This is a genomic window from Oliverpabstia sp. (assembly GCF_022785585.1).
In the GTDB taxonomy this organism is placed as follows: domain Bacteria; phylum Bacillota; class Clostridia; order Lachnospirales; family Lachnospiraceae; genus Oliverpabstia; species Oliverpabstia intestinalis.
Genome location: NZ_JALFPR010000154.1, coordinates 15094 through 39193, shown reverse-complemented (window position 1 = coordinate 39193; position 24100 = coordinate 15094). Strand labels below are relative to the sequence as shown.

The 24100-nt window shown below is 44.7% G+C and carries 21 protein-coding genes and 1 pseudogene; 18 read left to right on the top strand and 4 right to left on the bottom strand.

Annotated features, from left to right (window positions below; translation table 11 throughout):
- Together MSA64_RS10900 and MSA64_RS10895 are read left to right on the top strand one after the other, a co-directional pair.
- Positions 1-822 (top strand): annotated as a pseudogene (locus MSA64_RS10900) (molecular chaperone HtpG); the annotation flags it as partial.
- A 21-nt stretch (positions 823-843) separates the two neighbouring features.
- Positions 844-1338 carry a heme-degrading domain-containing protein gene (locus tag MSA64_RS10895; RefSeq protein ID WP_106492721.1) on the top strand — a complete coding sequence of 165 codons (495 nt, stop codon included), beginning with the start codon at positions 844-846 and terminating at the stop codon, positions 1336-1338.
- Positions 1339-1462: 124 nt separating this feature from the next.
- Here MSA64_RS10895 and MSA64_RS10890 read toward each other — a convergent pair whose 3' ends face one another.
- Positions 1463-2398: an RluA family pseudouridine synthase gene (locus MSA64_RS10890; RefSeq protein ID WP_154432237.1), complete on the bottom strand. Its 936-nt coding sequence runs from the start codon at positions 2396-2398 to the stop codon at positions 1463-1465.
- A 171-nt stretch (positions 2399-2569) separates the two neighbouring features.
- Here MSA64_RS10890 and MSA64_RS10885 point away from each other — a divergent pair, with 171 nt between their 5' ends.
- Complete coding sequence (locus MSA64_RS10885) at positions 2570-3631, top strand: lactonase family protein (protein WP_154432238.1); 1062 nt, start codon at positions 2570-2572, stop codon at positions 3629-3631.
- A 329-nt stretch (positions 3632-3960) separates the two neighbouring features.
- On the opposite strand, the gene aroC is transcribed toward MSA64_RS10885, so the two are convergent.
- Together aroC and MSA64_RS12115 are read right to left on the bottom strand one after the other, a co-directional pair.
- Entirely contained in the window at positions 3961-5061 is a 1101-nt protein-coding gene (aroC, locus tag MSA64_RS10880) for a chorismate synthase (RefSeq protein ID WP_154432239.1), read from the bottom strand.
- A 43-nt stretch (positions 5062-5104) separates the two neighbouring features.
- Positions 5105-5500 carry a DUF6783 domain-containing protein gene (locus MSA64_RS12115; protein ID WP_334302762.1) on the bottom strand — a complete coding sequence of 132 codons (396 nt, stop codon included), beginning with the start codon at positions 5498-5500 and terminating at the stop codon, positions 5105-5107.
- On the opposite strand from MSA64_RS12115, the gene MSA64_RS12110 reads away from it, so the two are divergent.
- The 15 genes from MSA64_RS12110 to aspS all read left to right on the top strand — a co-directional run bounded on the left by MSA64_RS12110 (position 5420) and on the right by aspS (position 22156).
- Complete coding sequence (locus tag MSA64_RS12110; protein ID WP_328597449.1) at positions 5420-5590, top strand: DUF6783 domain-containing protein; 171 nt, start codon at positions 5420-5422, stop codon at positions 5588-5590. The genes MSA64_RS12115 and MSA64_RS12110 overlap by 81 nt on opposite strands.
- A complete protein-coding gene (locus tag MSA64_RS10875; protein ID WP_022172932.1) occupies positions 5566-6507 on the top strand; it encodes a magnesium transporter CorA family protein in 942 nt (313 codons plus the stop codon). The genes MSA64_RS12110 and MSA64_RS10875 overlap by 25 nt, the downstream gene beginning before the upstream one ends.
- Positions 6508-6590: 83 nt before the next feature.
- Positions 6591-7424: a hypothetical protein gene (locus tag MSA64_RS10870; protein WP_154432240.1), complete on the top strand. Its 834-nt coding sequence runs from the start codon at positions 6591-6593 to the stop codon at positions 7422-7424.
- 13 nt (positions 7425-7437) lie between these two features.
- Positions 7438-8874, top strand: coding sequence for a pyruvate kinase (gene pyk, locus MSA64_RS10865; RefSeq protein ID WP_022172934.1), 1437 nt, complete (start codon positions 7438-7440; stop codon positions 8872-8874).
- A gap of 34 nt (positions 8875-8908) precedes the next feature.
- Positions 8909-10180, top strand: a complete 1272-nt coding sequence (locus MSA64_RS10860) for a diaminopimelate decarboxylase (protein WP_022172935.1) — start codon at positions 8909-8911, stop codon at positions 10178-10180.
- Between the two features lie 53 nt (positions 10181-10233).
- A complete protein-coding gene (locus MSA64_RS10855; protein WP_287891598.1) occupies positions 10234-11181 on the top strand; it encodes an AEC family transporter in 948 nt (315 codons plus the stop codon).
- Positions 11182-11190: 9 nt separating this feature from the next.
- The gene (locus MSA64_RS10850) at positions 11191-12135 is read left to right on the top strand and encodes an AEC family transporter (protein WP_287891597.1); all 945 of its coding nucleotides are present in this window, start codon (positions 11191-11193) and stop codon (positions 12133-12135) included.
- 114 nt (positions 12136-12249) lie between these two features.
- Positions 12250-13386 (top strand): DUF362 domain-containing protein, encoded by a 1137-nt coding sequence (locus MSA64_RS10845; protein WP_287891595.1) that lies wholly within the window; start codon positions 12250-12252, stop codon positions 13384-13386.
- 98 nt (positions 13387-13484) lie between these two features.
- A complete protein-coding gene (locus MSA64_RS10840) occupies positions 13485-14009 on the top strand; it encodes an adenine phosphoribosyltransferase (protein ID WP_022172939.1) in 525 nt (174 codons plus the stop codon).
- Positions 14010-14030: 21 nt separating this feature from the next.
- Positions 14031-16334: a RelA/SpoT family protein gene (locus tag MSA64_RS10835; protein ID WP_154432245.1), complete on the top strand. Its 2304-nt coding sequence runs from the start codon at positions 14031-14033 to the stop codon at positions 16332-16334.
- 21 nt (positions 16335-16355) lie between these two features.
- Positions 16356-16985 carry an MBL fold metallo-hydrolase gene (locus MSA64_RS10830; RefSeq protein WP_154432246.1) on the top strand — a complete coding sequence of 210 codons (630 nt, stop codon included), beginning with the start codon at positions 16356-16358 and terminating at the stop codon, positions 16983-16985.
- A complete protein-coding gene (gene hemZ / locus MSA64_RS10825) occupies positions 16957-18456 on the top strand; it encodes a coproporphyrinogen dehydrogenase HemZ (RefSeq protein WP_227596690.1) in 1500 nt (499 codons plus the stop codon). The genes MSA64_RS10830 and hemZ overlap by 29 nt, the downstream gene beginning before the upstream one ends.
- 29 nt (positions 18457-18485) lie before the next feature.
- Positions 18486-19067 (top strand): HD-GYP domain-containing protein, encoded by a 582-nt coding sequence (locus MSA64_RS10820; RefSeq protein ID WP_227338431.1) that lies wholly within the window; start codon positions 18486-18488, stop codon positions 19065-19067.
- Positions 19058-20314 (top strand): histidine--tRNA ligase, encoded by a 1257-nt coding sequence (gene hisS / locus MSA64_RS10815; RefSeq protein WP_287891593.1) that lies wholly within the window; start codon positions 19058-19060, stop codon positions 20312-20314. Before MSA64_RS10820 ends, hisS begins: the two co-directional genes overlap by 10 nt.
- 54 nt (positions 20315-20368) lie before the next feature.
- A complete protein-coding gene (aspS, locus tag MSA64_RS10810) occupies positions 20369-22156 on the top strand; it encodes an aspartate--tRNA ligase (protein WP_022171852.1) in 1788 nt (595 codons plus the stop codon).
- Between the two features lie 538 nt (positions 22157-22694).
- Here the strand turns inward: aspS and MSA64_RS11825 are convergent.
- Positions 22695-24011, bottom strand: coding sequence for a DUF1294 domain-containing protein (locus MSA64_RS11825; RefSeq protein WP_154432248.1), 1317 nt, complete (start codon positions 24009-24011; stop codon positions 22695-22697).
- Between the last annotated feature and the right edge of the window lie 89 nt (positions 24012-24100).

Genomic DNA, 24100 nt, shown 5'->3' with positions numbered 1-24100 from the left:
AAATACTGGGATGACATCAGCCCGTTTATCAAATTCGGATGCATCAAAGATGCAAAATTCTCTGATAAGATGGATAATTATATCCTGTTTAAAAATCTGGATGGCAAATATCTGACACTGAAAGACTGCATCGAAGAAAATAAAAAACCGGAAGCAGAAACAGCAGAGGCCGGGAAACCGGAAGAAGAGAAAAAAGACGGAGAACAGGCAGAAGAGAAGGAGACGGAAAAAACAACAGTTTATTATGTATCTGACGAAATACAGCAGAGCCAGTACATCAATATGTTTAAAGAACAGGGTATGGATGCAGTAATTCTGAAACATAATATTGATACTGCTTTTATTACCCATGTAGAACAGAAACATGAAGATGTAAAATTCCAGCGTATCGATGCAGATCTGACGGAAGACTTCAAAGAAGATGGCACAGATCTGAAAGAAATGACCGATGAGCTGACAGCAACCTTCAAAAAAGCACTGAACAATGAACAACTGGATGTGAAAGTGGAAAAACTGAAAAATGAAAGTATTTCTTCTATGATAACTCTGTCCGAAGAAAGCCGCCGGATGCAGGATATGATGAAGATGTATGGTATGGATGCCAATATGTTCGGCGGTGCTAACGGAGCTACACTGGTTCTGAATGCAAATCATCCGCTGGTAAAATATGTGGCTGCACACAAAGAGGACGATAAAAATGTTCCGTTAATATGTCAGCAGCTGTATGATCTGGCAATGATGGCTCACAAACAGCTGAGTCCGGATGAAATGACACAGTTCATCGCAAGAAGTAACCAGATTCTGCTGGCATTGGCAAAATAAAAAGAAGCCGGGGGTAGTGGTATGACGATTGAAGAATTAAGCAGTGTATTACAGATGCAGGAAGAAATCCTTCAGTTTTCCAGTTTTACCAATGCAGATGCATGGGAACTGGGCAATCTGATCGTGGCAGAGGCAGCAAAACGAGGTGCGGCAGTACTGGTACGGATTCGCTTAAACAACGGCTATACCGTATTCCAGTATGGTATGGATGGTACCAATCTGTATCATGAACAGTGGCTGACAAGAAAAGAGAACACGGTGCGGCTTACCGAAAAAAGCAGTCTGCGGATGTATATGGATCTGAGGGAGAGGGGAGAAAGCCTGGCAGACAGATTTCTTGATGAGAAAGAGTATGCGGCCTGTGGAGGCGGATTCCCGATTCGTGTAGAAGAAGTGGGTGTGATCGGAACGATTGCAATCACCGGTCTGGATCATGTATCCGAGCATGATCTGCTGGTAAAATGTATCAGCAAATATCTGCATGTGGCAGAGGTACCGCGGATTCGCGCAATGTAGGAAAACAGGGAAATTCTGTCGGATAAACAGAAATATCATGTGAAAAATAAAAAGATCTGAAAAATGTGAAAAAGCATTTCTCAGATCTTTTTTGTATCTTCTGACTACGACATCATAAAAATACTTACGCATGATATTCCGGGAAAAATTCTGCCATATCTGCAGGGAGGGATGAAGTAAACTCCAGGGGAACTCCGGTGACAGGGTGGGTAAATGCCAGCCGATAAGAGTGTAGTGCCTGACGAGCCAGCAGGGCAGTTTCCGGATTGTACAGAGTATCTCCGATCAGAGGATGTCCGATGGAAGTCATATGCACACGGATCTGATGGGTACGTCCGGTTTCCAGCTGCAACTGAACCAGAGAAAGACCATCCTGTGGAACAGAAAGAGTTGCCGGGTAAAAGGTTTTCGGATGCCAGCATTTTTGCAGATAATGAGTACAGGCGGGATCTCCTTTGTCAGGATCAACCTGCCGTAAGATCAGAGACTGATCTACGCGTCCGATCGGACGGTTGATGGTACCGGCGGGATCGGTCTTTCCCTCTGTGATGGCAAGATAGATACGGTGAATCTCGCGTTTTTTCATCTGATCGGAAAGAATGGCACCACTCAGCATATTTTTGGCGAGAATCAGAAGTCCGGTGGTGTCGCGGTCCAGACGGTTGATACAGCGGAAGACAAAGGGGATATTTTGTTGCTGGAAGTACCAGGCAACTGCATTTGCCAGAGTATTTTCATAATTGCCGATGGAAGGATGTACCGGCATATCTGCCGGTTTATCGATGACCATCAGATCTTCGTCTTCATAGATAATGTGGAGCGGCAGGCAGACTGGAATGATATTTTCCGAGGGCTGTTCTTCCTCGAGTGTGATTTCCAGCAGATCACCGGTTTTGAGCGGAAAATAAAAGAGTGCTTCCCTGCCGTTCAGACGGACAGAACCGGGATGCTGCTTGAGCCAGGTGCGGATGTGCCGGGAATAGCCGTGATGACGCAGAAAATCATAGATGCGCTGATCACTGTCCTGTGCAGTTATTGTATAAGAGAATATTCGTTTCATATGTGGATTCCTTTTTGAATATTGTATTCGAAATTATACAGAGAGTGTATCATAGAAAGAAGACAATTCGCAAGTTCCTCAAGAAAGAATTGTGAAATAGTCTGAAATATGATAAAATAATCAACAGATATTAAAAAATACACAAATATTGCAAAGAAAGGAAAAAACATCATGGAAAAAGAAAAATACATTGCATATGTTGGAACTTATACACATGGAAGCAGTATTGGAATTCATCTGTATGACGTGGATGTGGAAGAAGGTACACTGAGCGAGCGAAAAGTAGTGCCGGTAAACAATTCATCTTATGTGGTAAAATCGAAAAACGGCAAGTATCTGTATTCGATTGCAGATGAAGGCGTGGCAGTGTTTGAGATCAAACCGGATGGTGATCTGGAACTGATCAATAAGGTGGGTATTGATGGTATGAGAGGTTGTTACCTGTGCGTGGACGATACAGGAAAATATCTGTTTGTTGCCGGATATCATGATGGCAAGATCACAGCAGTACATACACACCAGGATGGCCGTCTGGGTCAGGTTTTTGACGGCGTGTTCCACAAAGGAGTCGGAAGTGTTGCAGAACGTAACTTCCGTCCACATGTCAGCTGTGTGAAGACAACACCGGAAGGAAAATATGTATGTGCGGTAGATAACGGAATCGATCAGGTAAAGATTTACCGGATCAATACAACAAGAAACCGCATGGAACTGGTGGATATTCTTCGATGCAAGAGAGAATCCGGACCGAGAGAGATCGTGTTTAGTAAAGACGGCAAATATGCGTACATTCTGTTCGAATTAATTAATAAAGTAGGCGTATTCACATATAAAGATACTGATAAGGGACCGGAATTTGAACTGATTCAGTTAGTAGAACCGCTGTCCGATCAGCTGGATCCGATGCATGACTGCGGAGCTGCTATGACGATATCTCCGGACGGAAAGTATCTGTTTACTTCCACAGCGGGAGATAATTCGGTGGCAATGTTCTCGATTGATCAGGAAGAAGGTACGCTGACGAAAGAGTTTGCGTTACCGATCAGTGGGGAGTATCCGAAGGATATTGCATTGTTCCCGGACGGAAAGCATCTGGCGGTTGTGAATCATGAATCCAACAGTATTACGACGTTTGCGGTTGATTATGAGAAGAAACTGATCGTGATGAAAGGGAAACCGATGAAGGTGGAGACGCCGAACTGTATTTTGATGACAAATATTGAAGTAGAGTAAGATTGGTTGAAAAAGGGGACGCAACAGGCTCCGGATTTTCTTTGCTGCAAAGGGAATCCGGAGCTTGTTGCTGTTTTTTCAAAGGAGAGAGGGGTGGGTGTGTGGGGAAAGTTTTCAATAGAAAAAAGCTGCAAGGCAAGAGAAAATGGATTTCTGATGCTGTTGCAGCTTTTTTGTGATGTTTGCAACTATTCAGTAGCCATTATCCCGCGAGGTGTTTTGGCATAAATATGCCAAAATCCCGAGACATACAAGCAAAAATGCCATCACCGAAGGTGATGGCATTTTTGCTCGTAACTGTGAAGGTACTGAACAGTTACTGATGTTTTTTATTTGTCGGTATAGATTTTTTTTACGTTGTCCATCGTTGCAGTCATATTAAGCAGGAGCGCGTCGGCGAGGACAAGGGCCGTCATGGATTCTACGACTACTACGGCACGGGGAACAATGATGGGGTCGTGGCGGCCTTTGATGGAGACAGAGATTGGTTTACCCTGTTTATTTACGGTGTCCTGGAAGGAGGCGATGGACGGTGTGGGTTTGATAGCGGCTCGAAGAATCAGGGGACTGCCATCGCTGATTCCGCCAAGAACTCCTCCGGCGTGATTGCTGGCTTTCCGGATGGCTCCGTTTTCACCAGGAAGGAACGGATCGTTGTTGGAACGACCGGTAGCGGATGCTACTGCCATACCGTCACCGATCTCAAAAGCTTTTACAGCACCAATGGAGAGAATTGCTTTTCCAAGATTAGCATCCAGTTTTTCGAAAACCGGATCACCAAGGCCGGTCGGAAGACCATTTACGATGCATTCCACTATGCCACCGGAGGAGTTTTGCTCTTTCATACAGTGTAGCAGATATGCGGAAGCTTCAGCGGCAGCATCCGCATCAGGCATATACAGCTTATTCTGGTCAATCTGTGTCCTGTCAAAGGTCTTGATGGTTACGGGTCCGATAGAACGGGTATAGGTAGTCAGGGAAATGCCAAGTGTGGCAAGCAGTTTGGATGCGACAGCTCCGGCCGCCACACGGCCAATGGTTTCCCGACCGGAGGAACGTCCACCTCCCCGGTAGTCACGGAAACCGTATTTTTCATCAAAAGTGTAGTCGGCATGTCCTGGACGGTAATAGGAAGCAATTTCCGAATAATCACGGGAACGCTGGGAAGTATTTCTTACCAGCATGGAAATTGGTGTTCCGGTGGTTTTGCCTTCAAAAACACCGGACAGAATCTCCACGGTATCGTCTTCCTTTCGAGGTGTGGCAAATTTGCTCTGTCCCGGTTTCCTACGGTTTAAAAAAATCTGAATATCTTCCTCACATAAAGGAAGACCGGCCGGGCAACCGTCTACTACGACCCCCAGTCCGGCACCATGGGATTCGCCCCAGGTGGTAATACGAAAAATGCTACCAAAAGATGATCCAGCCATAAACTCTCCTTATTATAATGGTTAAAAAATTATCAATAGAATCTTAGAAAAATAAGCATCTTTCGCTATTATATATCAGGGAAGAAAATTTGTAAAGAAATTGACAAACAGTAGTTGACGGCTTTATAATGAACTTAAATTTTGGCATTTTATCATGGCAAAGTGAGTGCTCTGAAAACTGCTTTTTGAGCAAATGTAAAATTAGGAAAGGAAGTGTTATAAATGGAAGCCGGGCCTGATCCTCGAGCGGATAAAACAAAATATCTGGATATGTCGCCCATAGGACCGGAAGTACTTTCTGTGTCTTAGAGCGTGTCTGAAAAATCATTTCCGAAATCTGCAAGCCCCACTTTGCGGTATATTTTACCCTCATTCGGTTGCCGTAGCCCGCTACGCCGCCCTCATTCGGATAAAATCTCCCACAAACTGGAACTCGCAGCTCACGAAAAGCCTTTTTCAGACACGTTCTGGCAGTGGCAAACATACAGAAGGGAGATTTATAACATGGTTAAGATTTTCAGAACCATAGATAATAATGTACATCAGATCAATGAGGCACAGGAGGGAAGCTGGATCGCACTGATCGATCCGACAGCCACCGAGATTGTGGAAATAGCAGAAAAATATGATATCGACGTGGATCATCTGCGGGCACCTCTGGATGAGGAAGAACGTTCCCGTATCGAAGTGGAAGATCATTACACACTGATTCTGGTAGATATTCCTATGATCGAAGAACGAAATGACAAAGAATGGTATGGAACAATCCCTATGGGTATTGTGGTGACAGACGATAAGATCTTCACAGTATGCCTGGAAGATACCCCGGTATTAAGTTCTTTCATGGATGGAAGGGTACGGAATTTCTTCACATATAAGAGAACACGTTTTATCCTGCAGATTCTGTACCGCAACGCATCTTTGTATCTGCATTATCTGCGAATCATCGACAAAAAGAGTGATGAAGTAGAACAGAAACTGCACAAATCGCAGAGAAATCAGGAACTGATAGAACTGCTGGAGCTGCAGAAATCTCTGGTGTACTTTACTACATCCCTGAGGTCAAATGAAGTGGTTCTGGAAAAACTGTTAAAAGTGGAAAATATCAAGCAGTATCCGGAAGATACAGAATTGCTCGAAGATGTTATTATCGAGAATAAACAGGCTATCGAGATGACAAATATCTACAGTGGTATCTTAAGTGGAACAACAGAAGCATTCGCTTCAATTATTTCTAATAATCTGAATATTGTTATGAAGTTCCTGGCAACAGTGACGATCGTTATGTCGATTCCGACGATGATCTTCAGTGCATATGGTATGAACTTAAAGTCTGTCGGTATGCCTTTTGCGGATAATCCGATGGGATTTCTCATGGTGATTCTGCTTTCTCTGGTGTTCAGTATCCTGGTAGCTATTGTTTTCCGCAAAAAAGACTTATTCTGATTGTGAGAGTACGAAGTATGGAATAATCAGAAATCAATGGGGTCAAAATACTTTTTGACTAACATCTTAAAAAGGAGAAAAATATGAATTTTTTGAATAAAATGGAGCGAAGATTCGGCAGATATGCACTGACCAATTTATCTTTGTATATCGTACTGACTTATGCGGCAGGATATCTGTTGTATATGATAACTCCACAGGTACTTACCTACATGACACTGGAACCGGCCATGATCCTGCGCGGACAGGTATGGAGGATTGTCAGCTGGCTGCTGATTCCACCGTCTACACAGAATATTTTCTTTATATTGATCACATTGATGTTTTACTACTCTATCGGAACTTCTCTGGAGAGAACCTGGGGAGCGTTTCGCTATAATGTATACATCTTCTCAGGTATTCTGATGACAATCATCGGAGCATTTATCCTGAATTTTGTACTGGGCGGCAATGTTTTATTTGGAGGACTGTTCAGCACGTATTATATCAGCATGTCTATCTTCCTGGCTTATGCGGCAACCTATCCGGATAACCAGGTGCTGTTTATGATGATCATTCCATTAAAAATCAAATGGCTTGGTGTCGCTTATGTGTTGATGATTCTGGCAGAGATGATTCAGTCCGGATGGGCGGTAAGAGTTGCGATTATCTGTTCTTTGATGAACTTTATTATATTTTTTTTCATGACACGAAATATGAGCCGGTATAATCCGAGAGAGATTCACAGAAGAAAAGAATTTCAAAGAGCGGTTCATCGAAGCCAAGTAAACAACAAGGGAATCACTAAACATAAATGTGCAATCTGTGGAAGAACAGAAAAAGACGGAGAGCATCTGGAATTCCGTTTCTGTTCCAAGTGTAACGGCAATTATGAGTATTGCCAGGACCATCTGTTTACACATACGCACATAAGATAGGGGGGCATACTTTATGAAAAAAACGAAAATTATCTGCACTATGGGACCGAACACGGATGACGAAGAGATGATGCGAAAACTGGTTAAAGCAGGTATGGACGTCGCCAGATTCAATTTTTCTCACGGAGATCATGAAGAACAGAAAATCAGAATGGATCTGTTAAAAAAAGTACGAAAAGAACTGAAGTTGCCTATCGCTATATTACTGGACACCAAAGGACCGGAGATCCGCACCGGTATTCTGGAAGGCGGACAGAAAGTATATCTGGAAGAAGGAAGCCGGTTTACACTGACAACGGAACAGATAGAGGGAAATAACACTCGTTGCAGTCAGACCTATAAAAATCTCCCGAAGGATGTAAAAGTGGGAGATACGATCCTGATCGATGACGGACTGATTCAGCTGACTGTTGAGAACGTAACAGATACCGATGTAGTCTGTCGGGTTGTCAATGGTGGAGAACTGGGTCAGAAAAAAGGAATCAATGTTCCGAATGTAGAAGTTAAACTTCCGGCGATCACTGAGCAGGATAAGAAAGATATTCTGTTCGGTATCGAACAGGGAATTGACTTTATCGCTGCTTCTTTCGTAAGAAATGCAGAAGCAATCAAAGAGATTAAAGAACTGCTTCGTGCAAACGGTGGAGAGCGGATCGATGTTATCGCCAAGATTGAAAATGCAGAGGGCGTACATAATATCGACAAGATCATTAAAGCTGCGGACGGCGTGATGGTTGCCAGAGGCGATCTGGGTGTGGAAATCCCGGCACATAAGGTTCCACATATCCAGAAAATGATCATCCGCAAATGTAACGAATCCTACAAACCGGTTATCACTGCCACACAGATGCTCGACTCCATGATGCGTGCACCACGCCCGACCAGAGCAGAGGTAACTGACGTTGCAAATGCCATCTACGATGGAACTGATGCCATCATGTTATCCGGTGAGACCGCAATGGGAAAATATCCGGAACAGGCGGTACAGATGATGGTGAAAATCGCGGAATCTACCGAGCCGTATATGACACACAAACGTTTTCTGGACTACCGTGCGCTGCGGGGTAATAAAAATGTTTCCAGTGCGGTTGGTGTGGCAGCAGTACAGACCACAGAAAATCTGGGAGCAGACTGTATAGTAACACCTACGATTTCCGGACAGACCGCCCGTCTGATCTCTAACTTCAGACCGAAAGTGCCGATTTATGCCGTAAGTCCGAATGAGTGGGCCAGAAGAAAGATGCAGATCTACTGGGGAGTCACTTCCGTAGCAGGTTATGAAGAAGATTCCACAGAGAATATCATTTCACATGCCATGTATATTGTGAGAAGAGAAAATCTGGTGAAAAAAGGTGACATTGTGGTATTTACCGCAGGAGATCCGGCTACCAATATGGTAAACGGGGAAGGTGCAGTGACCAATATCATGCAGGTTATTCAGGCAAAATAATGTAACAGAACACAACAGAGGAGATTATGAAAAAATGAACAAGAAACCATTTGTAACAAAGGAACAGCTGGATGAGATTACCGCAAAATTTCCAACCCCTTATCATCTGTATGATGAAAAAGGTATCCGGGACAATGCAAAAGCAGTAAAAGAAGCTTTCGCATGGAACAAAGGGTACAGAGAGTACTTTGCGGTGAAAGCATGCCCGAACCCGACACTGATTCAGATCATGAAAGAATATGGATGTGGATGTGACTGTTCCTCCATGACCGAACTGATGCTTTCTAAGGCGATGGGATGCAAGGGAGCTGATATTATGTTCTCTTCCAATGCCACACCGGCAGAGGAATATCAGTATGCAGCAAAACTGGGAGCAATCATCAACCTGGATGATATTACCCATATTGATTTTCTGGAAAAAGCTATCGGATATATTCCGGAGACCATCAGCTGCCGTTATAATCCGGGTGGACTCTTTAAAATCAGCAATGATATCATGGATAACCCGGGAGATGCAAAATACGGTATGACCACAGAACAGCTCTTTGAAGCATTTAAGATCCTGAAAGCAAAAGGAGCAAAGAAATTCGGTATTCATGCATTCCTGGCAAGCAACACTGTAACCAATGAGTACTATCCGATGCTGGCAAAAGTATTGTTTGAAGTTGCTGTAAAACTGGAAAAAGAGACAGGGGCTGATATTGAATTTATCAATCTTTCCGGTGGTGTGGGAATTCCTTACAAGCCGGATCAGGAGCCGAATGATATTCGTGTAATCGGAGAAGGAGTGCGGAAAGTATACGAAGAAGTGCTGGTTCCGGCAGGAATGGGTGACGTGGCACTGTATACGGAGATGGGACGTTTTATGACAGGACCTTATGGATGCCTGGTTACAAAAGCGATTCATGAAAAACACACATATAAAGAGTATATTGGCTGTGATGCCTGCGCAGTAAATCTGATGCGTCCTGCAATGTACGGAGCATATCATCACATTACGGTCATGGGAAAAGAAGATCAGCCATGTGATCATAAGTATGATATCACAGGATCTCTTTGTGAAAATAATGATAAATTTGCCATCGACCGGATGCTTCCGAAGATCGATATGGGAGATTATCTGGTAATCCATGACACTGGTGCACATGGTTATGCGATGGGTTACAATTATAACGGCAAACTGAAATCAGCGGAAATCCTGCTGAAAGAAGACGGCAGTTTTGAGATGATCCGCCGGGCAGAGACTCCAAGAGACTATTTTGCAACACTGGATTGTTTCCCGATTTATAATAAAATTTTTGAATAAGGAGACAGGAGCTGTCGCATGAGTGATCGTGCTATGGCTCCTTTTACATACTTATGGAAAATCTGTTCTTTTGTTTAAATGCCACGCTGCCGATCTTTTTTACAATGCTTCTGGGATATGGATTTCGTAAGATCGGACTGCTGGATGAAAGTTTTATAAAGAAAATCAACCGATTTGTCTTCCGGGCGGCGTTGCCTCTGCTGCTGCTGGAAGATCTCTGGAGTGCAGACTTTCAGACACTGTGGGACGGAACATTTGTCGGCTTCTGTGCGGCTATCACGATTGGCGGCGGACTGGTCAGTGTCCTGTGTTCCAGACTGGTGAAGGATGAGCATATCCGTGGAGAATTTGCTCAGGCGGCGTTTCGAAGTAATTCTGCACTGCTGGGAATCGCATTTATCAGTAATATTTACGGAAAATCCGATATGGCTTCTCTGATGCTGATTGGAAATGTCCCGTTTAATAATATTCTGGCTGTGATCATTTTGCTTTTTATGAAACCGGATGGGGAAAAGAAGGCAGCAGGAAATCTGGCAAAAGAGACTGTAAAAGGAATTCTGACCAATCCGATCATTCTCGGTATCGCCGGAGGAATGCTTCTGTCTGTCTGCCATGTGCCACAGGTGACGATCGTCAGCAAGACAGTGCACAATCTGACCAGTCTGGCCACACCGCTTGGTCTCATGGCGATGGGTGGCTCCTTTGAGGGAGAGAAAGCAATCGGTCAGATCCGGCCGGCACTTGGTGCAACGTTTTTGCGACTGGCAGGAATTGCCATGATTGCCCTGCCGCTTGCAGCCCTGAGCGGATTACGAAACGAACAGATGGTAGGAGCACTTGTAGTGGCAGGTTCTTCTTCCGCAGTCAGTTGTTTTATTATGGCAAAAAATATGGGACACGAAGGAACGCTTACCTCGAGTGTGGTCATGCTTACTACGCTGGGAAGTGCTTTTACTATGACAGCATGGCTGTATGTGCTGCGTTGCTTCGGTCTGGTGTAGGAGTGTAACATGGAGAATCTGATATTCAGTCTGAATGCCACAGTGCCAATCTTTTTTACGATGATCCTGGGATTTGTCTTCCGGAAAGTGGGGCTGATGGATGAAGAATTTACCAATAAAGCGAATAAGTTTGTTTTTCAGGCGGCACTGCCGGCCCTGTTGTTTTCCGATCTTTCCCAGGCAAACTTTCGGGACGTGTGGAACGGTACCTTTGTGGCATACTGTGCACTGACAACGATTATCTGTATCGTGATCTCGATTTTGATTTCCTGTCTGTGGAAAGACAAAAGTATCCAGGGAGAATTTGTTCAGGGGGCTTACCGGAGCAGCGCTGCAATCCTTGGTATTGCATTTATCCAGAATATATATGGAACATCAGGCATGGCGCCATTGATGATCATTGCTTCGGTGCCGATTTATAATGTGATGGCCGTTGTGGTACTGGCTTTTCTGAAACCGGAGAGAGAGAGGCTGGACGGAACACTGATAAAGAAGACTTTAAAAGGGATTGCAACCAATCCGATTATTCTTGGAATCCTTGCAGGGGTGATCTGGTCAGGATGCAAACTTCCCTGTCCGCCGATTCTTATCAAGACAGTAGATAATCTGGGAAAACTGGCAACTCCACTGGGATTGATGGCGATGGGCGCTGCGTTCGATGCAAAAAAAGCATTCGGAAAGATCAAACCGGCGGTTACTGCTATGGTATTGAAACTGGTGGTCTGGTGTGCGGTATTTCTGCCGGTTGCTGTGATGCTTGGATTCCGGCAGGAGGAACTGATCGCCATTCTTGTGATGCTTGGTTCTGCCACAACGGTAAGTTCTTATGTCATGGCAAGAAATATGGGACATGAGGGGGTACTGGCGTCGAGCATTGTGATGTTGACGACATTTTTCAGCGGATTCACACTGACATTCTGGCTGTACCTGCTTCGCAGTATGGGACTGATCTGATGAGAAAGTATATGGTAAACATGATGGCGGAAACAACATGTGAAAACGGGACAGCCGGAGACCGGAACAGTGCTTAAAAAGCAGATAGAATACATATACAGGAGAACAAAAAGAATGAAAAGTGAAGTTGTGATTCTTTCCTGCGAAAGTTATGAGGAAGAACTGGTTTACAGCACACTGAAAAAGGGAATAGCTTTACTAGGGGGATGGGAAACTTTCCTGAAAAAAGAAGAAAAGATTCTGCTGAAACCAAATCTGGTACGAAAAACGGAAGTGGAGCGGGCAGTCATTACCCATCCGGCAGTGGTCAAAGGTATCGTAAGACTGTTGAAAGAAGAAGGCTATGTGCATCTGAGCTGCGGGGATTCCTGCGGTGTGGGGTCAGCGAAGAAAGTCATGGAAGGTACCGGCATGGATCAGATGCTGAAAGATTATGGTGTCACGATCGTTGATTTTAATGAGGGAAGTACGGTATCTTATCCGCAGGGACACACGGCAAAAGAATTCTTTGTGGCGAAACCGGTGCAGGAAACGGATGCGCTGATCAATCTTTGTAAGATGAAGACACATGCTCTCGAACGAGTAACCGGTGGGGTAAAAAATCTGTATGGATGCATCAGCGGACTCCATAAAGCCAAAGGGCATACCAAATATACGAATGCAGACATTTTTGCAAGGCAGCTGATCGATCTGAATCAGCTGATCAAACCGCGGTTTTGCGTGATGGACGGGATCGTGGCGATGGATGGAAACGGACCGACTTCCGGAGATCCGATGAAGATGAAAGTGCTGCTTCTGGGCAGTGATCCGGTGGCCATCGACAGTGTATATTGTCATCTGGTACATCTTGATCCACAGATGGTTCCGACAAATGTACATGGAGAAACGATGGGATTTGGTACCTGGAGGGAAGAAAATATCCGGCTGTTAACTGAAGGTGGTGAGATCACGATGCAGGAGGCAGTGGAACGTTTCGGAAATCCGGATTTCAATGTAGACCGTAAAAAGCAGAGAGGGAATCTGTGGAACCGGTTTAATAACGGTTTTTTACGATATTTTCAGAAAAAACCGTATATAGAAGCAGACAAGTGCAAAAAATGCGGAATCTGTGTGGAAGCCTGTCCGGTGGAGGGAAAAGCCCTGCAATTTAAAAACGGCAGAAGAAAGCCGCCGGTTTATAACTATCATAAATGTATCCGGTGTTTCTGCTGTCAGGAAATGTGTCCACACAAAGCGATTCAGGTAAAATAAATTTGCGATGAATCGTGATTAATGGTATAATGTAGTCGCTAATTGTCGATATTGCTTACCCGAAGGGGATAAAGTTCATATAAAGAAGGGAGATTGTTATGAAAAAGCTTGAAGAATATGTGAGAAGTATTCCGGATTTTCCGGAACCGGGAATTATTTTTCGTGATGTAACCAGTATCTTGCAGGACGCAGACGGACTGCAGCTGGCAATCGATTCCATTCAGGAAAAACTCAAGGATGTGGACGTGGATGTGATTGCAGGTACTGAGTCGAGAGGTTTTATTTTCGGTGTGCCGGTGGCATATAATTTACATAAGCCGTTTGTACCCATACGGAAAAAAGGAAAACTGCCGTGTGAGACGATTTCCCAGGATTATGATCTTGAGTATGGAAGTGCAACGATCGAGATGCATAAAGATTCTGTGAAACCTGGACAGAAAGTTGTTCTGATCGACGATCTGGTTGCTACCGGCGGCACCATAGAGGCAGCTGCAAAGATGGTGGAACGTCTGGGCGGCGAAGTCGTTAAAATTGTATTTTTGATGGAACTTGCAGGCTTAAAGGGCAGAGAACGACTGAAAGAGTATGATGTGGAATCTGTCATCTGTTACGAGGGTAAATAAACAAAAACAGGCGGTGAATCTATGGAAGATGGAAAAATAAAAACGGAAGAGGAACGGATGCAGGAGATCGAGGCGGTAGAGGCCAATGTAAAATGTATGAAAGATTTTACGAGTCCGGAACAGCTGTATGAAGAATTAATCCGCAGTATTCGCAAATATCATCCGTCCACCGATATTTCTATGATTAAAAAGGCCTATCAGATTGCTTCTAAAGCACATGAAGGTCAGAAAAGAAAGTCTGGGGAACCTTATATTATTCATCCGCTGTGCGTGGCGATCATTCTGGCAGATCTGGAGTTGGATAAAGAAACAATTGTTGCCGGACTTTTACATGATGTAGTGGAAGATACGGTGATGACGACAGAAGACCTTACTCGTGAATTTGGCAGTGAGGTAGCACTTCTGGTAGATGGCGTTACTAAACTGGGTCAGCTGAATTATTCTGCGGACAAGGTGGAGGTGCAGGCGGAAAACTTAAGAAAAATGTTTCTCGCCATGGCAAAGGATATCCGTGTGATTCTGGTAAAACTGGCAGACAGACTGCATAATATGCGTACCGCACAGTACTGGTCGGCACCAAAGCAGAAAGAAAAAGCCAGAGAAACCATGGATATTTATGCGCCGATAGCACAGCGTCTTGGTATTTCCAAGATCAAGATTGAACTGGATGACCTTTCTTTAAAATATCTGAAACCGGAAGTGTATTATGATCTTGTGGAAAAGATCAATCTCCGAAAAGGAGAACGGGAGGCCTTTGTGCAGTCTATCGTGGATGAGGTTAAAACCCGCATGGAAGAGGCAGATATCGAAGCAGAAGTCAATGGACGTGTAAAGCATTTCTTCAGTATCTATAAAAAGATGGTCAATCAGGACAAGACACTGGATCAGATTTATGATCTGTTTGCGGTACGTATCATTGTAGATACGGTAAAAGACTGTTATGCTGCCCTCGGTGTGATCCACGAAATGTATACACCGATTCCGGGAAGATTCAAAGATTACATCGCCATGCCGAAACCAAATATGTATCAGTCGCTTCATACGACTCTGATCGGACCGAAAGGACGTCCTTTTGAGATCCAGATTCGAACATTTGAGATGCATCGTACTGCGGAATATGGTATTGCAGCTCACTGGAAGTATAAAGAGGCTTCGGATGGCAAGAAACCGGTAGAACAGCAGGAAGAAGAAAAGTTAAGCTGGCTTCGTCAGATCCTTGAATGGCAGCGGGATATGTCGGATAATAAAGAGTTCCTGAGCCTGTTAAAAAGCGATCTGGATCTGTTTAACGAAAATGTCTATTGTTTCAGTCCGGCGGGAGATGTGAAAACCCTTCCACGTGGTTCCAGCACCGTAGATTTTGCATACAGTGTGCACAGTGCTGTGGGAAATAAAATGGTTGGAGCCAGAGTCAACGGAAAACTGGTTCCGATCGAATATGAAATCAAAAATGGTGACCGTGTGGAAATTATCACATCACAGAATTCCAAAGGACCAAGCCGTGACTGGTTAAAAATTGTAAAGAGTACACAGGCAAAAAATAAGATCAATCAGTGGTTCAAGCAGGAGCGGAAAGAGGATAATATCCTCAAGGGAAAAGAGATGCTTGCAAATTATGCCAAATTAAAAGGCAGAACACTGGGAGAACTGACTAAGCCGAAATATCTGGAAGCTGTGATGCGAAAATACGGATTCCGTGACTGGGAAAGTGTACTTGCCGCGCTGGGACATGGAGGCTTAAAAGAGGGACAGATTCTCAATAAGCTGATTGAAGCATATGAGAAAGAACATAAAAAAGAGATTACCGATGAGAAAGTTCTGGAGGCAGCTGCGGAAGCAAAAGAAAAACTGCCGATCGTAAAAAAAGAAAAAGGTGGCATCGTCGTAAAAGGTATCGACGATGTAGCGGTACGATTTGCAAAATGCTGCAGTCCCATTCCAGGGGATGAGATTGTCGGTTTTGTAACGAGAGGCCGTGGAGTTACGATTCACAGAACAGACTGTGTAAACGTCATGAATCTTTCTGAATCAGAACGTGTGCGTCTGATCGATGCGGAGTGGCAGGGCAGTAATCTGACCAGTGGACTTTATACGGCAGAAATCAATGTGTATGCCAATAACAGAACAGGTCTGCTGGTGGATATCTCGAAGATCTTTACAGAGCGTAAGATCGATCTGACAACGATCAACAGCCGGACCAGCAAACAGGGGCGTGCGACGATATCCATGACTTTTGATGTACACAGTACGGAAGAACTGAACAGTATTGTAGAAAAGGTCCGTCAGGTAGAGAGCGTACTTGATATTGAACGTACTACCGGCTGACAGAAGGGGTAATCCGGAAATATGAAGAAAGCAATGATCGAACAGCTGGTACTGGGAATGGTAGGAACCAATACCTGGCTGATCAAAAATAAAGAAAGCAATGAGCTGCTGATCATCGATCCGGCGGATGAGAGTGCGCGGATTGAAGAAAAAATTGACCGAATGGGAGGAATACCGGTGGCGGTTCTCCTGACACACGGACATTTTGATCATATGCTGGCAGCAGATGATCTGCGGGACGAATACGGTATTCCGATTATCGCATGTGCAGCCGAACAACAGGTGCTTACAGATTCCATAAAGAATCTGTCCGGAAGCTGGGCAAGTGCACATGTCCTGCTGGCAGATCAGTGGGTCTGCGATGGAAAAAAACTGGAACTTGCCGGATTTTCCATCGAAGTTTTCCATACACCGGGACATACAGCGGGAAGTTGCTGTTATTATCTGCCGGAAGAAGAAGTTCTGTTTTCCGGTGATACCTTATTTGCACAGAGTGTGGGAAGAACCGATTTTCCCACAGGAAGCGGCACAGATATGCAGGCGAGTGTAAAGCGGCTGTTAAAAGAACTTCCGGAGACAACAAGAGTCTGTCCGGGACATAACGAAGAAACAACAATAGGATATGAAAAGAGGTATAATCCTTTTGCTTAATAATATTGCAATTCGATTTAATAAAAAAGATTTTGAATATGATGTATATTCTCTGGTGAAAGCCTTTTATCCTCAGGCACAGATCACGATGTTTTATGAGGGAGAGGAAGAAGCAGAGGGAGAGTACGGGATGTTTCTCCTGGTTGCCTATGGCAGTCAGGAGATTTGTCTGGCTGTGGAAAGAGATGGTACAGAGATTTTCAGACAACAGGTGGCTGTAGAATATGAAAAGGATCGTCCGGAAACGAAAAATGTGCTGAAACGTCTGGTGTATGGTGCACTTTGTCAGGTGACCGGAAGAACGCTTCCCTGGGGAGACCTCACCGGAATCCGGCCGACCAAGATTCCGATGAAACTTCTGGAAGAAGGCTGGAAAAATACAGAGATTGCCCGGTATATGAGGGAAACATATGGGGTAAGCAATGAAAAAACTGCCCTGGCGATCACGATTGCAAACAGGGAGAAGGCACTGTTACAGGATCTGGACTATGAAAACGGATACAGTCTCTATGTGGGAATTCCTTTTTGCCCGAGCATCTGTCTGTACTGCTCATTTGGTTCTCATCCGCTGGAACGGTGGACAAAACGTGTAGACGAATATCTGGATACACTGTGTAAGGAACTGACTTTTATCCGGGAACAGATGGGAGCAAGAAAGCTGACAACGGTATATATCGGAGGCGGTACACCGACGACACTGGAGCCGGAGCAGCTACGCAGACTGCTTTCCCACATTCAGGAAACGTTTGATTTTACCTGGGTAAAAGAATATACAGTGGAAGCCGGACGACCGGACAGTATTACAAGAGAAAAACTGCAGGTGATGAAAGAATTTCCTGTGACAAGAATCTCCGTGAATCCACAGACCATGAATCAGAAAACCCTGGATGTGATTGGGAGAAAACATACAGTGGAAGATACGGTCAACATTTTCCATATGGCAAGAGAACTGGAATTTGACAATATCAATATGGATCTGATCATCGGTCTTCCGGGCGAGGGAAAAGAAGAAGTCGCACATACGCTGCAGGAGGTAGAAAAACTGCATCCGGACAGCCTGACGATTCATTCCTTGGCACTGAAACGGGCGACGAGACTGAACCTGTTCAAGGATAAATACGAAGAAATGTCCTTTGAGAACAGCAAGGAGATCATGGAAATGACACAGCAGTGTGCCGAAAATATGGGTATGGGTCCGTATTATCTGTATCGTCAGAAGAATATTGCGGGAAATTTTGAAAATGTAGGTTACGCAGAGGTTGACAAAGCGGGAATATACAATATACTGATTATGGAAGAAAAACAGACCATTCTTGCGGCGGGTGCGGGAGCGTCTACCAAATTTGTGTTTGAGCATGGAACCCGGATCGAACGGGTGGAGAATGTAAAAGATGTGAATAATTATATTCTCCGGATAGATGAGATGCTGGAACGCAAAAGAGTGGGAATACAGAAATATCTGAACGGGTGACACCAAATAGAAACATGCGGAGGAAAAGGATGATTGCGGTGAATAAGTATGTCAATCGGCAGCATCTGTTACAATACAGCCTAGATGAACAGCTGATACATGGAATGCGGGTCAGCAATCTGGCGTATCAGGTGGCAAAAGAACTGGGAGAACCGGAAGAATTCTGTCATGACCTTGCGGTGGCGGGGATGCTTCATGATATTGGAAAAGAAGCAGTCTCAGGGGATCTGGATGATATGGATGCCCCACTGATCGTGGAGGAAATTCATTACGTCAGACTTCATGCACAGGCGAGTTATGAGATCCTTAAGAAAGAAGGGTACAAAGAGACCATTCTTCTTGCAGTGCGCCATCACCATGAAAATTATGATGGCAGCGGTTATCCTGATAATCTCTCAGGAGAAGCGATTCCGCTGGGAGCCCGTATCATCCGTGTCTGTGATGTATATGCGGCACTGACTTCAGACCGGCCGTACCGTCAGGCTTTTGAAAGCCAGTCGGCGGTTCAGCTGATGATCGAAGAGATAAAAGATTTTGATGTAAAGGTATTTCTTGCCTTTCAAAGAATGATTCATAAGAATAAGGAAAAGGAGATTACATTATGGCATTAAAGAAAAAACCTGTGACAGGTATGAAAGACATCCTGCCAGCAGAGATGGCAATCCGTGATTATGTGATTCGACTGATAAAGGAAACTTACGGTACGTTTGGATTCTCATCTATTGAGACTCCATGCGTGGAACATATTGAAAACCTGTCCAGTAAGCAGGGTGGAGAAAACGAGAAACTGATCTTCAAGATTTTAAAAAGAGGAGAAAAATTGAAACTGGATACTGCTGAAACAGAGGCAGACCTGGTGGACGGAGGACTGCGTTATGATCTGACACTTCCTCTTTCCAGATATTATTCCAACCATGCCAACGAACTGCCGTCGCCGTTCAAGGCTCTGCAGATGGGAAATGTATGGCGTGCAGACCGTCCGCAGAGAGGACGCTATCGTCAGTTTATGCAGTGCGACATCGATATTCTCGGTGAGCCGACTAATCTGGCAGAAATCGAACTAATCCTGGCAACTACAACGCTGCTTGGAAAACTGGATTTTAAGAACTTTACCATCCGTATCAACGACAGAAGAATTCTGAAGGCCATGGCTGCTTACAGCGGATTTGCACCGGAATCTTATGACACTGTATTTATTATTCTTGACAAGATGGATAAGATCGGTCTGGAAGGTGTCCGGGAAGAACTGGAAAAAGAAGGATTTGACAAAGCTTGCGTAGATAAATATCTTGCCTTGTTCGAAGAAATCACCAATGATGTACAGGGCGTACGTTATGTAAAAGAAAAGCTGGAAGGTGTGCTGGAACCGGAATATGCAGACGGTCTGGAACTGATCATGAACAGTGTGGACGCTGTGAAAGCCGCAGACTTTAAGATTGCGTTCGATCCGACTCTGGTACGTGGTATGTCTTATTATACCGGACCGATCTTCGAGATTTCCATGGATGAGTTTGGCGGAAGCGTCGGCGGTGGCGGACGTTACGATGAGATGATCGGCAAATTCACAGGAAATAACACCTGTGCATGCGGATTCTCTATCGGATTCGAGCGCATCATCATGCTGCTGATGGAACGTGGTTTCCAGATTCCACAGATCGGAACAAAGAAAGCACTTCTGATTGAGAAAAATATGCCGGCAGAGGGCATGATGAAAGTTCTGAAACAGGCAGAAGAAGACCGGAAAAACGGATCTGTTGTTACGATTGCGGTTATGAAGAAAAACAAAAAGTTCCAGAAGGAACAGCTCAAAGAAGAGGGATACGAAGAAATTGTAGAATTCTTTGCAGACAGAATGTAATTGGTGTGAAAACACACTGTTACGAATAGAGTGTTAATATTGGAGGAAGAAACAATGGCAGAATCAATGAAAGGGTTAAAACGGACCCATCGCTGTACCGAGATTTCCACAGCAAATATCGGAGAAAACGTAACACTGATGGGATGGGTACAGAAGAGCAGAAATAAAGGCGGTATTATTTTTGTAGATTTAAGAGACCGTTCCGGTATCGTACAGCTGATTTTTGAAAATGGCAGTATCGATGAGAAAGGATTCGAAAAAGCAACGAAACTGAGAAGTGAGTTTGTTATTGCAGTGACCGGTGTGGTAGAAGCACGTTCCGGTGCGGTAAACAATAACTTAAAGACCGGTGAGATCGAAGTGCGTGCAAATAGTCTGCGTATTCTTGCAGAGGCAGAAACACCGCCGTTCCCGATTGAAGAAAACAGCAAGACAAAAGAAGATCTGCGTCTGAAATATCGTTTTCTGGATCTGAGAAGACCGGATATTCAGAGAAACCTGATGATGCGTTCTCAGGTAACAACACTGACCCGTCAGTTTATGGCAAATGAGGGATTTCTGGAGATTGAAACTCCGATGCTGACAAAGAGTACACCGGAAGGAGCAAGAGATTACCTGGTTCCGAGCCGTATCCATCCGGGAAACTTTTACGCACTGCCACAGTCTCCACAGCTGTTCAAACAGCTGCTGATGTGCTCCGGTTATGACCGTTATATCCAGATTGCACGTTGTTTCCGTGATGAGGACCTTCGTGCAGACCGTCAGCCGGAATTTACACAGATTGATATGGAGCTGTCTTTTGTAGATGTGGACGATGTGATTGATGTAAATGAACGTCTGCTGGCGTACCTGTTCAAACAGGTACTGGATGTGGATGTGAAACTGCCGATCCAGAGGATGACCTGGCAGGATGCGATGGATCGTTTTGGCTCTGACAAACCAGATCTGCGTTTTGGTATGGAACTGCAGAATGTATCTGAGGTTGTCCGCGGATGTGAATTTGCTGTATTTAAGAATGCACTGGAAGCGGGTGGAACTGTCCGTGGTATCAATGCCAAGGGACAGGGCGGTATGCCGAGAAAGAAAATTGACAAACTGGTTGAGTTTGCAAAAGACTATGGTGCAAAGGGTCTGGCTTATATCGCCATTCATGAAGACGGAACTGTAAAATCTTCTTTCGCAAAATTCATGACAGAAGACGAGATGAACCGTCTGGTAGAAGCCATGGACGGACAGGCTGGTGATCTTCTGTTGTTTGCTGCTGATAAAAATAAAGTTGTCTGGGATGTACTGGGTGCACTGCGTCTGGAACTGGCGCGTCAGATGAATCTTCTGGACAGCAGTGAATATCGTTTTGTATGGATCACAGAATTCCCTCTGCTGGAGTGGTCTGATGAGGAAAACCGTTTCAAAGCGATGCATCATCCATTTACCATGCCGATGGAAGAGGATCTGCAGTATATCGACAGCGATCCTGGTCGTGTACGTGCAAAAGCTTATGATATCGTACTGAACGGTACTGAGATCGGCGGCGGTAGTGTGCGTATCCATCAGGACGATATCCAGGAGAAAATGTTTGAGGTTCTTGGATTTACCAAGGAAAAAGCCTATGAACAGTTTGGTTTTCTGCTGACAGCGTTCAAGTATGGTGTTCCGCCTCACGCTGGTCTGGCTTATGGTCTGGATCGTCTGGTTATGTTGATGGCAAAACAGGAGAGTATCCGTGATGTAATTGCATTCCCGAAGGTGAAGGATGCCTCCTGTCTGATGACAGAGGCACCGAATCTGGTGGATGAGAAGCAGCTGGAGGAGCTGGGGATTGCGATTCGCAGCGAGGAATAATTAAATAGAGTTTCTTGCTGTTTTTTGGCAAAGGGACGCGGCAGGCTCCGGGTTTCCTTTGTCGCAACGTGGGCAGGGCAACTTTAAGCTAAGTCCTAAGAAGAACTAAATTCCAGTTAGCGGAGAGCCGCTCACTGTCAAGTTCTTCTAAGGACTGGATCTTAAAGCTTGCCCTAAGCGCCCACAAAGTGTTGCGACAACGGAAACCCGGAGCCTGCCGCTGTGTTTTGGCAAAAAAACTGAGTGGTGGATGTTAAAGATTAGAGCGTGTCTAAAAAGGCTTTTCGTGAGCTGCGAGTCCCAGTTTGTGGAAATGATTTTTCAGACACGCTCTAGGAAAGAGCGAATTGCTGAGCAGAAGAAGCAGTGTTGAAAAGGAAAAATATGGGGAAAGATAAATAAAAGCAGGTGCGAAGGAGAATATAATCTTTGTATCTGCTTTTTGTTGTGTTGTATCAATTGATTCAGTGGCTCAAGTTTGAGTGTTCTGAATCCGAAGAAAGTTGCCGGTGGCAGCTTAGGCAGGTGATGTCAGATATCAGCTTTCCGGCTGCGTGAGAATAGTGGTGAGGGCTTCTTCCAGGTTTCCAAGGAGGGCGGTTGTGATTTCGTCGCTTTTGGGGATGCGCCAGTTTTTGCCGTCGTTGTTCAGGTGGATGGTTACAGGGGTGGTGATGGTTTGAGTATTGGTGGCGATACAGTCTGTCAGGAGAGTGATGGCGTGGGACTGACGGCCTTCGGTTCCGTCTTCCAGAGCCTGGGAGGACGTCAGGTAGGCGGTGTATTGTTCCTGATAGGAGTATACAACAGAAGAAAAATCACAACTGGTCAGATTCAGATCTACAGAGGCATCCATACCGTCATCAGACAGGAGTTCCGACGTGATGGAGTAGTCCAGGCAGTTCAGAAGCTGACTGGCGATGGCTTTGACAACGGAACGGCTCGAAGTATCTTCGGAATTGAAGAGGGAGTCCAGTGCCAGATAACGGTTTAATTGTTCGGTGTCGAAAGCTTTCAGAGTATCCAGGTGGATCGCGATGATCTCAGAGGGAGAAAACAGGGAAGCATCGGCCACGTAAGTGGAAAAGTTTCCGGTTACTGCAGCAGACAGGCTTTTCGGGGAATCAATGTTCCAGGTTTTTCCGGATCGGGTGAGGGTGATCGTATAGTCAGAGGTAATGCTTTTATAATCATTGTTTTTCAAAACATTGCCAAGAAGCAGATAGCAGTCTTCCAGAGAAAAATCTACGGAAGCAGGGCTTGCAGAGTTCTGAATCTGTTTGATCATTACCTGACGGGAGTATTCTTTTGCCAGTGCTTCACCGTCAGGTGTGGTAAGGGAAACAGTAACCGAAGCTGAATTTCCCTGTTCCGAGAAATCTCTGATATGATATGAAAAATCATGAAAAAAATCAGCAAATACAGAGGTGATATCGGAAGGTACGGACTGTTTATTGTCAGCAGACGGGAAAACATTATGGACATTAAGTGCTTTTACAATGTCAGATTCCTTCTGGGCGGACAGAGAGGAGAGTTCGTGACGAACTACTTTAACAGGATCCTGCCTGTATGGCGTACGATTACTGAGGGTATAAAAACACACACATCCGGCGATCAGTTCCACAATGAGAATCATAGGAATCCCGATCCGGAAAGAAGGATGCAGGGTTTTGTGATGAAATACATGCATACCGATGAGACAACCGACACTTCCACCAAGGATAGCGATGGCAAACAGTACGGATTCCCGGATCCGCCATTTATGATGGATAGCTTTGTATTTGTCGATGCCAAAAACGGCAAAGCCGGTCAGATTGATAACGGCCAGATAAGAAAGAATACCGGTAAGTGTCATAAGAACCTCCTAATATATATAAATTACTGTATTTTCAGAAAAATACCGGAACCGCGGTAACAGATTTAATATAACAGAACCAGGAAAAA

Bases quoted from the DNA above. Each gene is read 5' to 3' on its own strand.
- MSA64_RS10895 (WP_106492721.1), top strand. From the start codon at position 844: ATGACGATTGAAGAATTAAGCAGTGTATTACAGATGCAGGAAGAAATC.
- MSA64_RS10890 (WP_154432237.1), bottom strand. From the start codon at position 2,398: ATGAAACGAATATTCTCTTATACAATAACTGCACAGGACAGTGATCAG.
- MSA64_RS10885 (WP_154432238.1), top strand. From the start codon at position 2,570: ATGGAAAAAGAAAAATACATTGCATATGTTGGAACTTATACACATGGA.
- aroC (WP_154432239.1), bottom strand. From the start codon at position 5,061: ATGGCTGGATCATCTTTTGGTAGCATTTTTCGTATTACCACCTGGGGC.
- MSA64_RS10875 (WP_022172932.1), top strand. From the start codon at position 5,566: ATGGTTAAGATTTTCAGAACCATAGATAATAATGTACATCAGATCAAT.
- MSA64_RS10870 (WP_154432240.1), top strand. From the start codon at position 6,591: ATGAATTTTTTGAATAAAATGGAGCGAAGATTCGGCAGATATGCACTG.
- pyk (WP_022172934.1), top strand. From the start codon at position 7,438: ATGAAAAAAACGAAAATTATCTGCACTATGGGACCGAACACGGATGAC.
- MSA64_RS10860 (WP_022172935.1), top strand. From the start codon at position 8,909: ATGAACAAGAAACCATTTGTAACAAAGGAACAGCTGGATGAGATTACC.
- MSA64_RS10855 (WP_287891598.1), top strand. From the start codon at position 10,234: ATGGAAAATCTGTTCTTTTGTTTAAATGCCACGCTGCCGATCTTTTTT.
- MSA64_RS10850 (WP_287891597.1), top strand. From the start codon at position 11,191: ATGGAGAATCTGATATTCAGTCTGAATGCCACAGTGCCAATCTTTTTT.
- MSA64_RS10845 (WP_287891595.1), top strand. From the start codon at position 12,250: ATGAAAAGTGAAGTTGTGATTCTTTCCTGCGAAAGTTATGAGGAAGAA.
- MSA64_RS10840 (WP_022172939.1), top strand. From the start codon at position 13,485: ATGAAAAAGCTTGAAGAATATGTGAGAAGTATTCCGGATTTTCCGGAA.
- MSA64_RS10835 (WP_154432245.1), top strand. From the start codon at position 14,031: ATGGAAGATGGAAAAATAAAAACGGAAGAGGAACGGATGCAGGAGATC.
- MSA64_RS10830 (WP_154432246.1), top strand. From the start codon at position 16,356: ATGAAGAAAGCAATGATCGAACAGCTGGTACTGGGAATGGTAGGAACC.
- hemZ (WP_227596690.1), top strand. From the start codon at position 16,957: ATGAAAAGAGGTATAATCCTTTTGCTTAATAATATTGCAATTCGATTT.
- MSA64_RS10820 (WP_227338431.1), top strand. From the start codon at position 18,486: ATGATTGCGGTGAATAAGTATGTCAATCGGCAGCATCTGTTACAATAC.
- hisS (WP_287891593.1), top strand. From the start codon at position 19,058: ATGGCATTAAAGAAAAAACCTGTGACAGGTATGAAAGACATCCTGCCA.
- aspS (WP_022171852.1), top strand. From the start codon at position 20,369: ATGGCAGAATCAATGAAAGGGTTAAAACGGACCCATCGCTGTACCGAG.
- MSA64_RS11825 (WP_154432248.1), bottom strand. From the start codon at position 24,011: ATGACACTTACCGGTATTCTTTCTTATCTGGCCGTTATCAATCTGACC.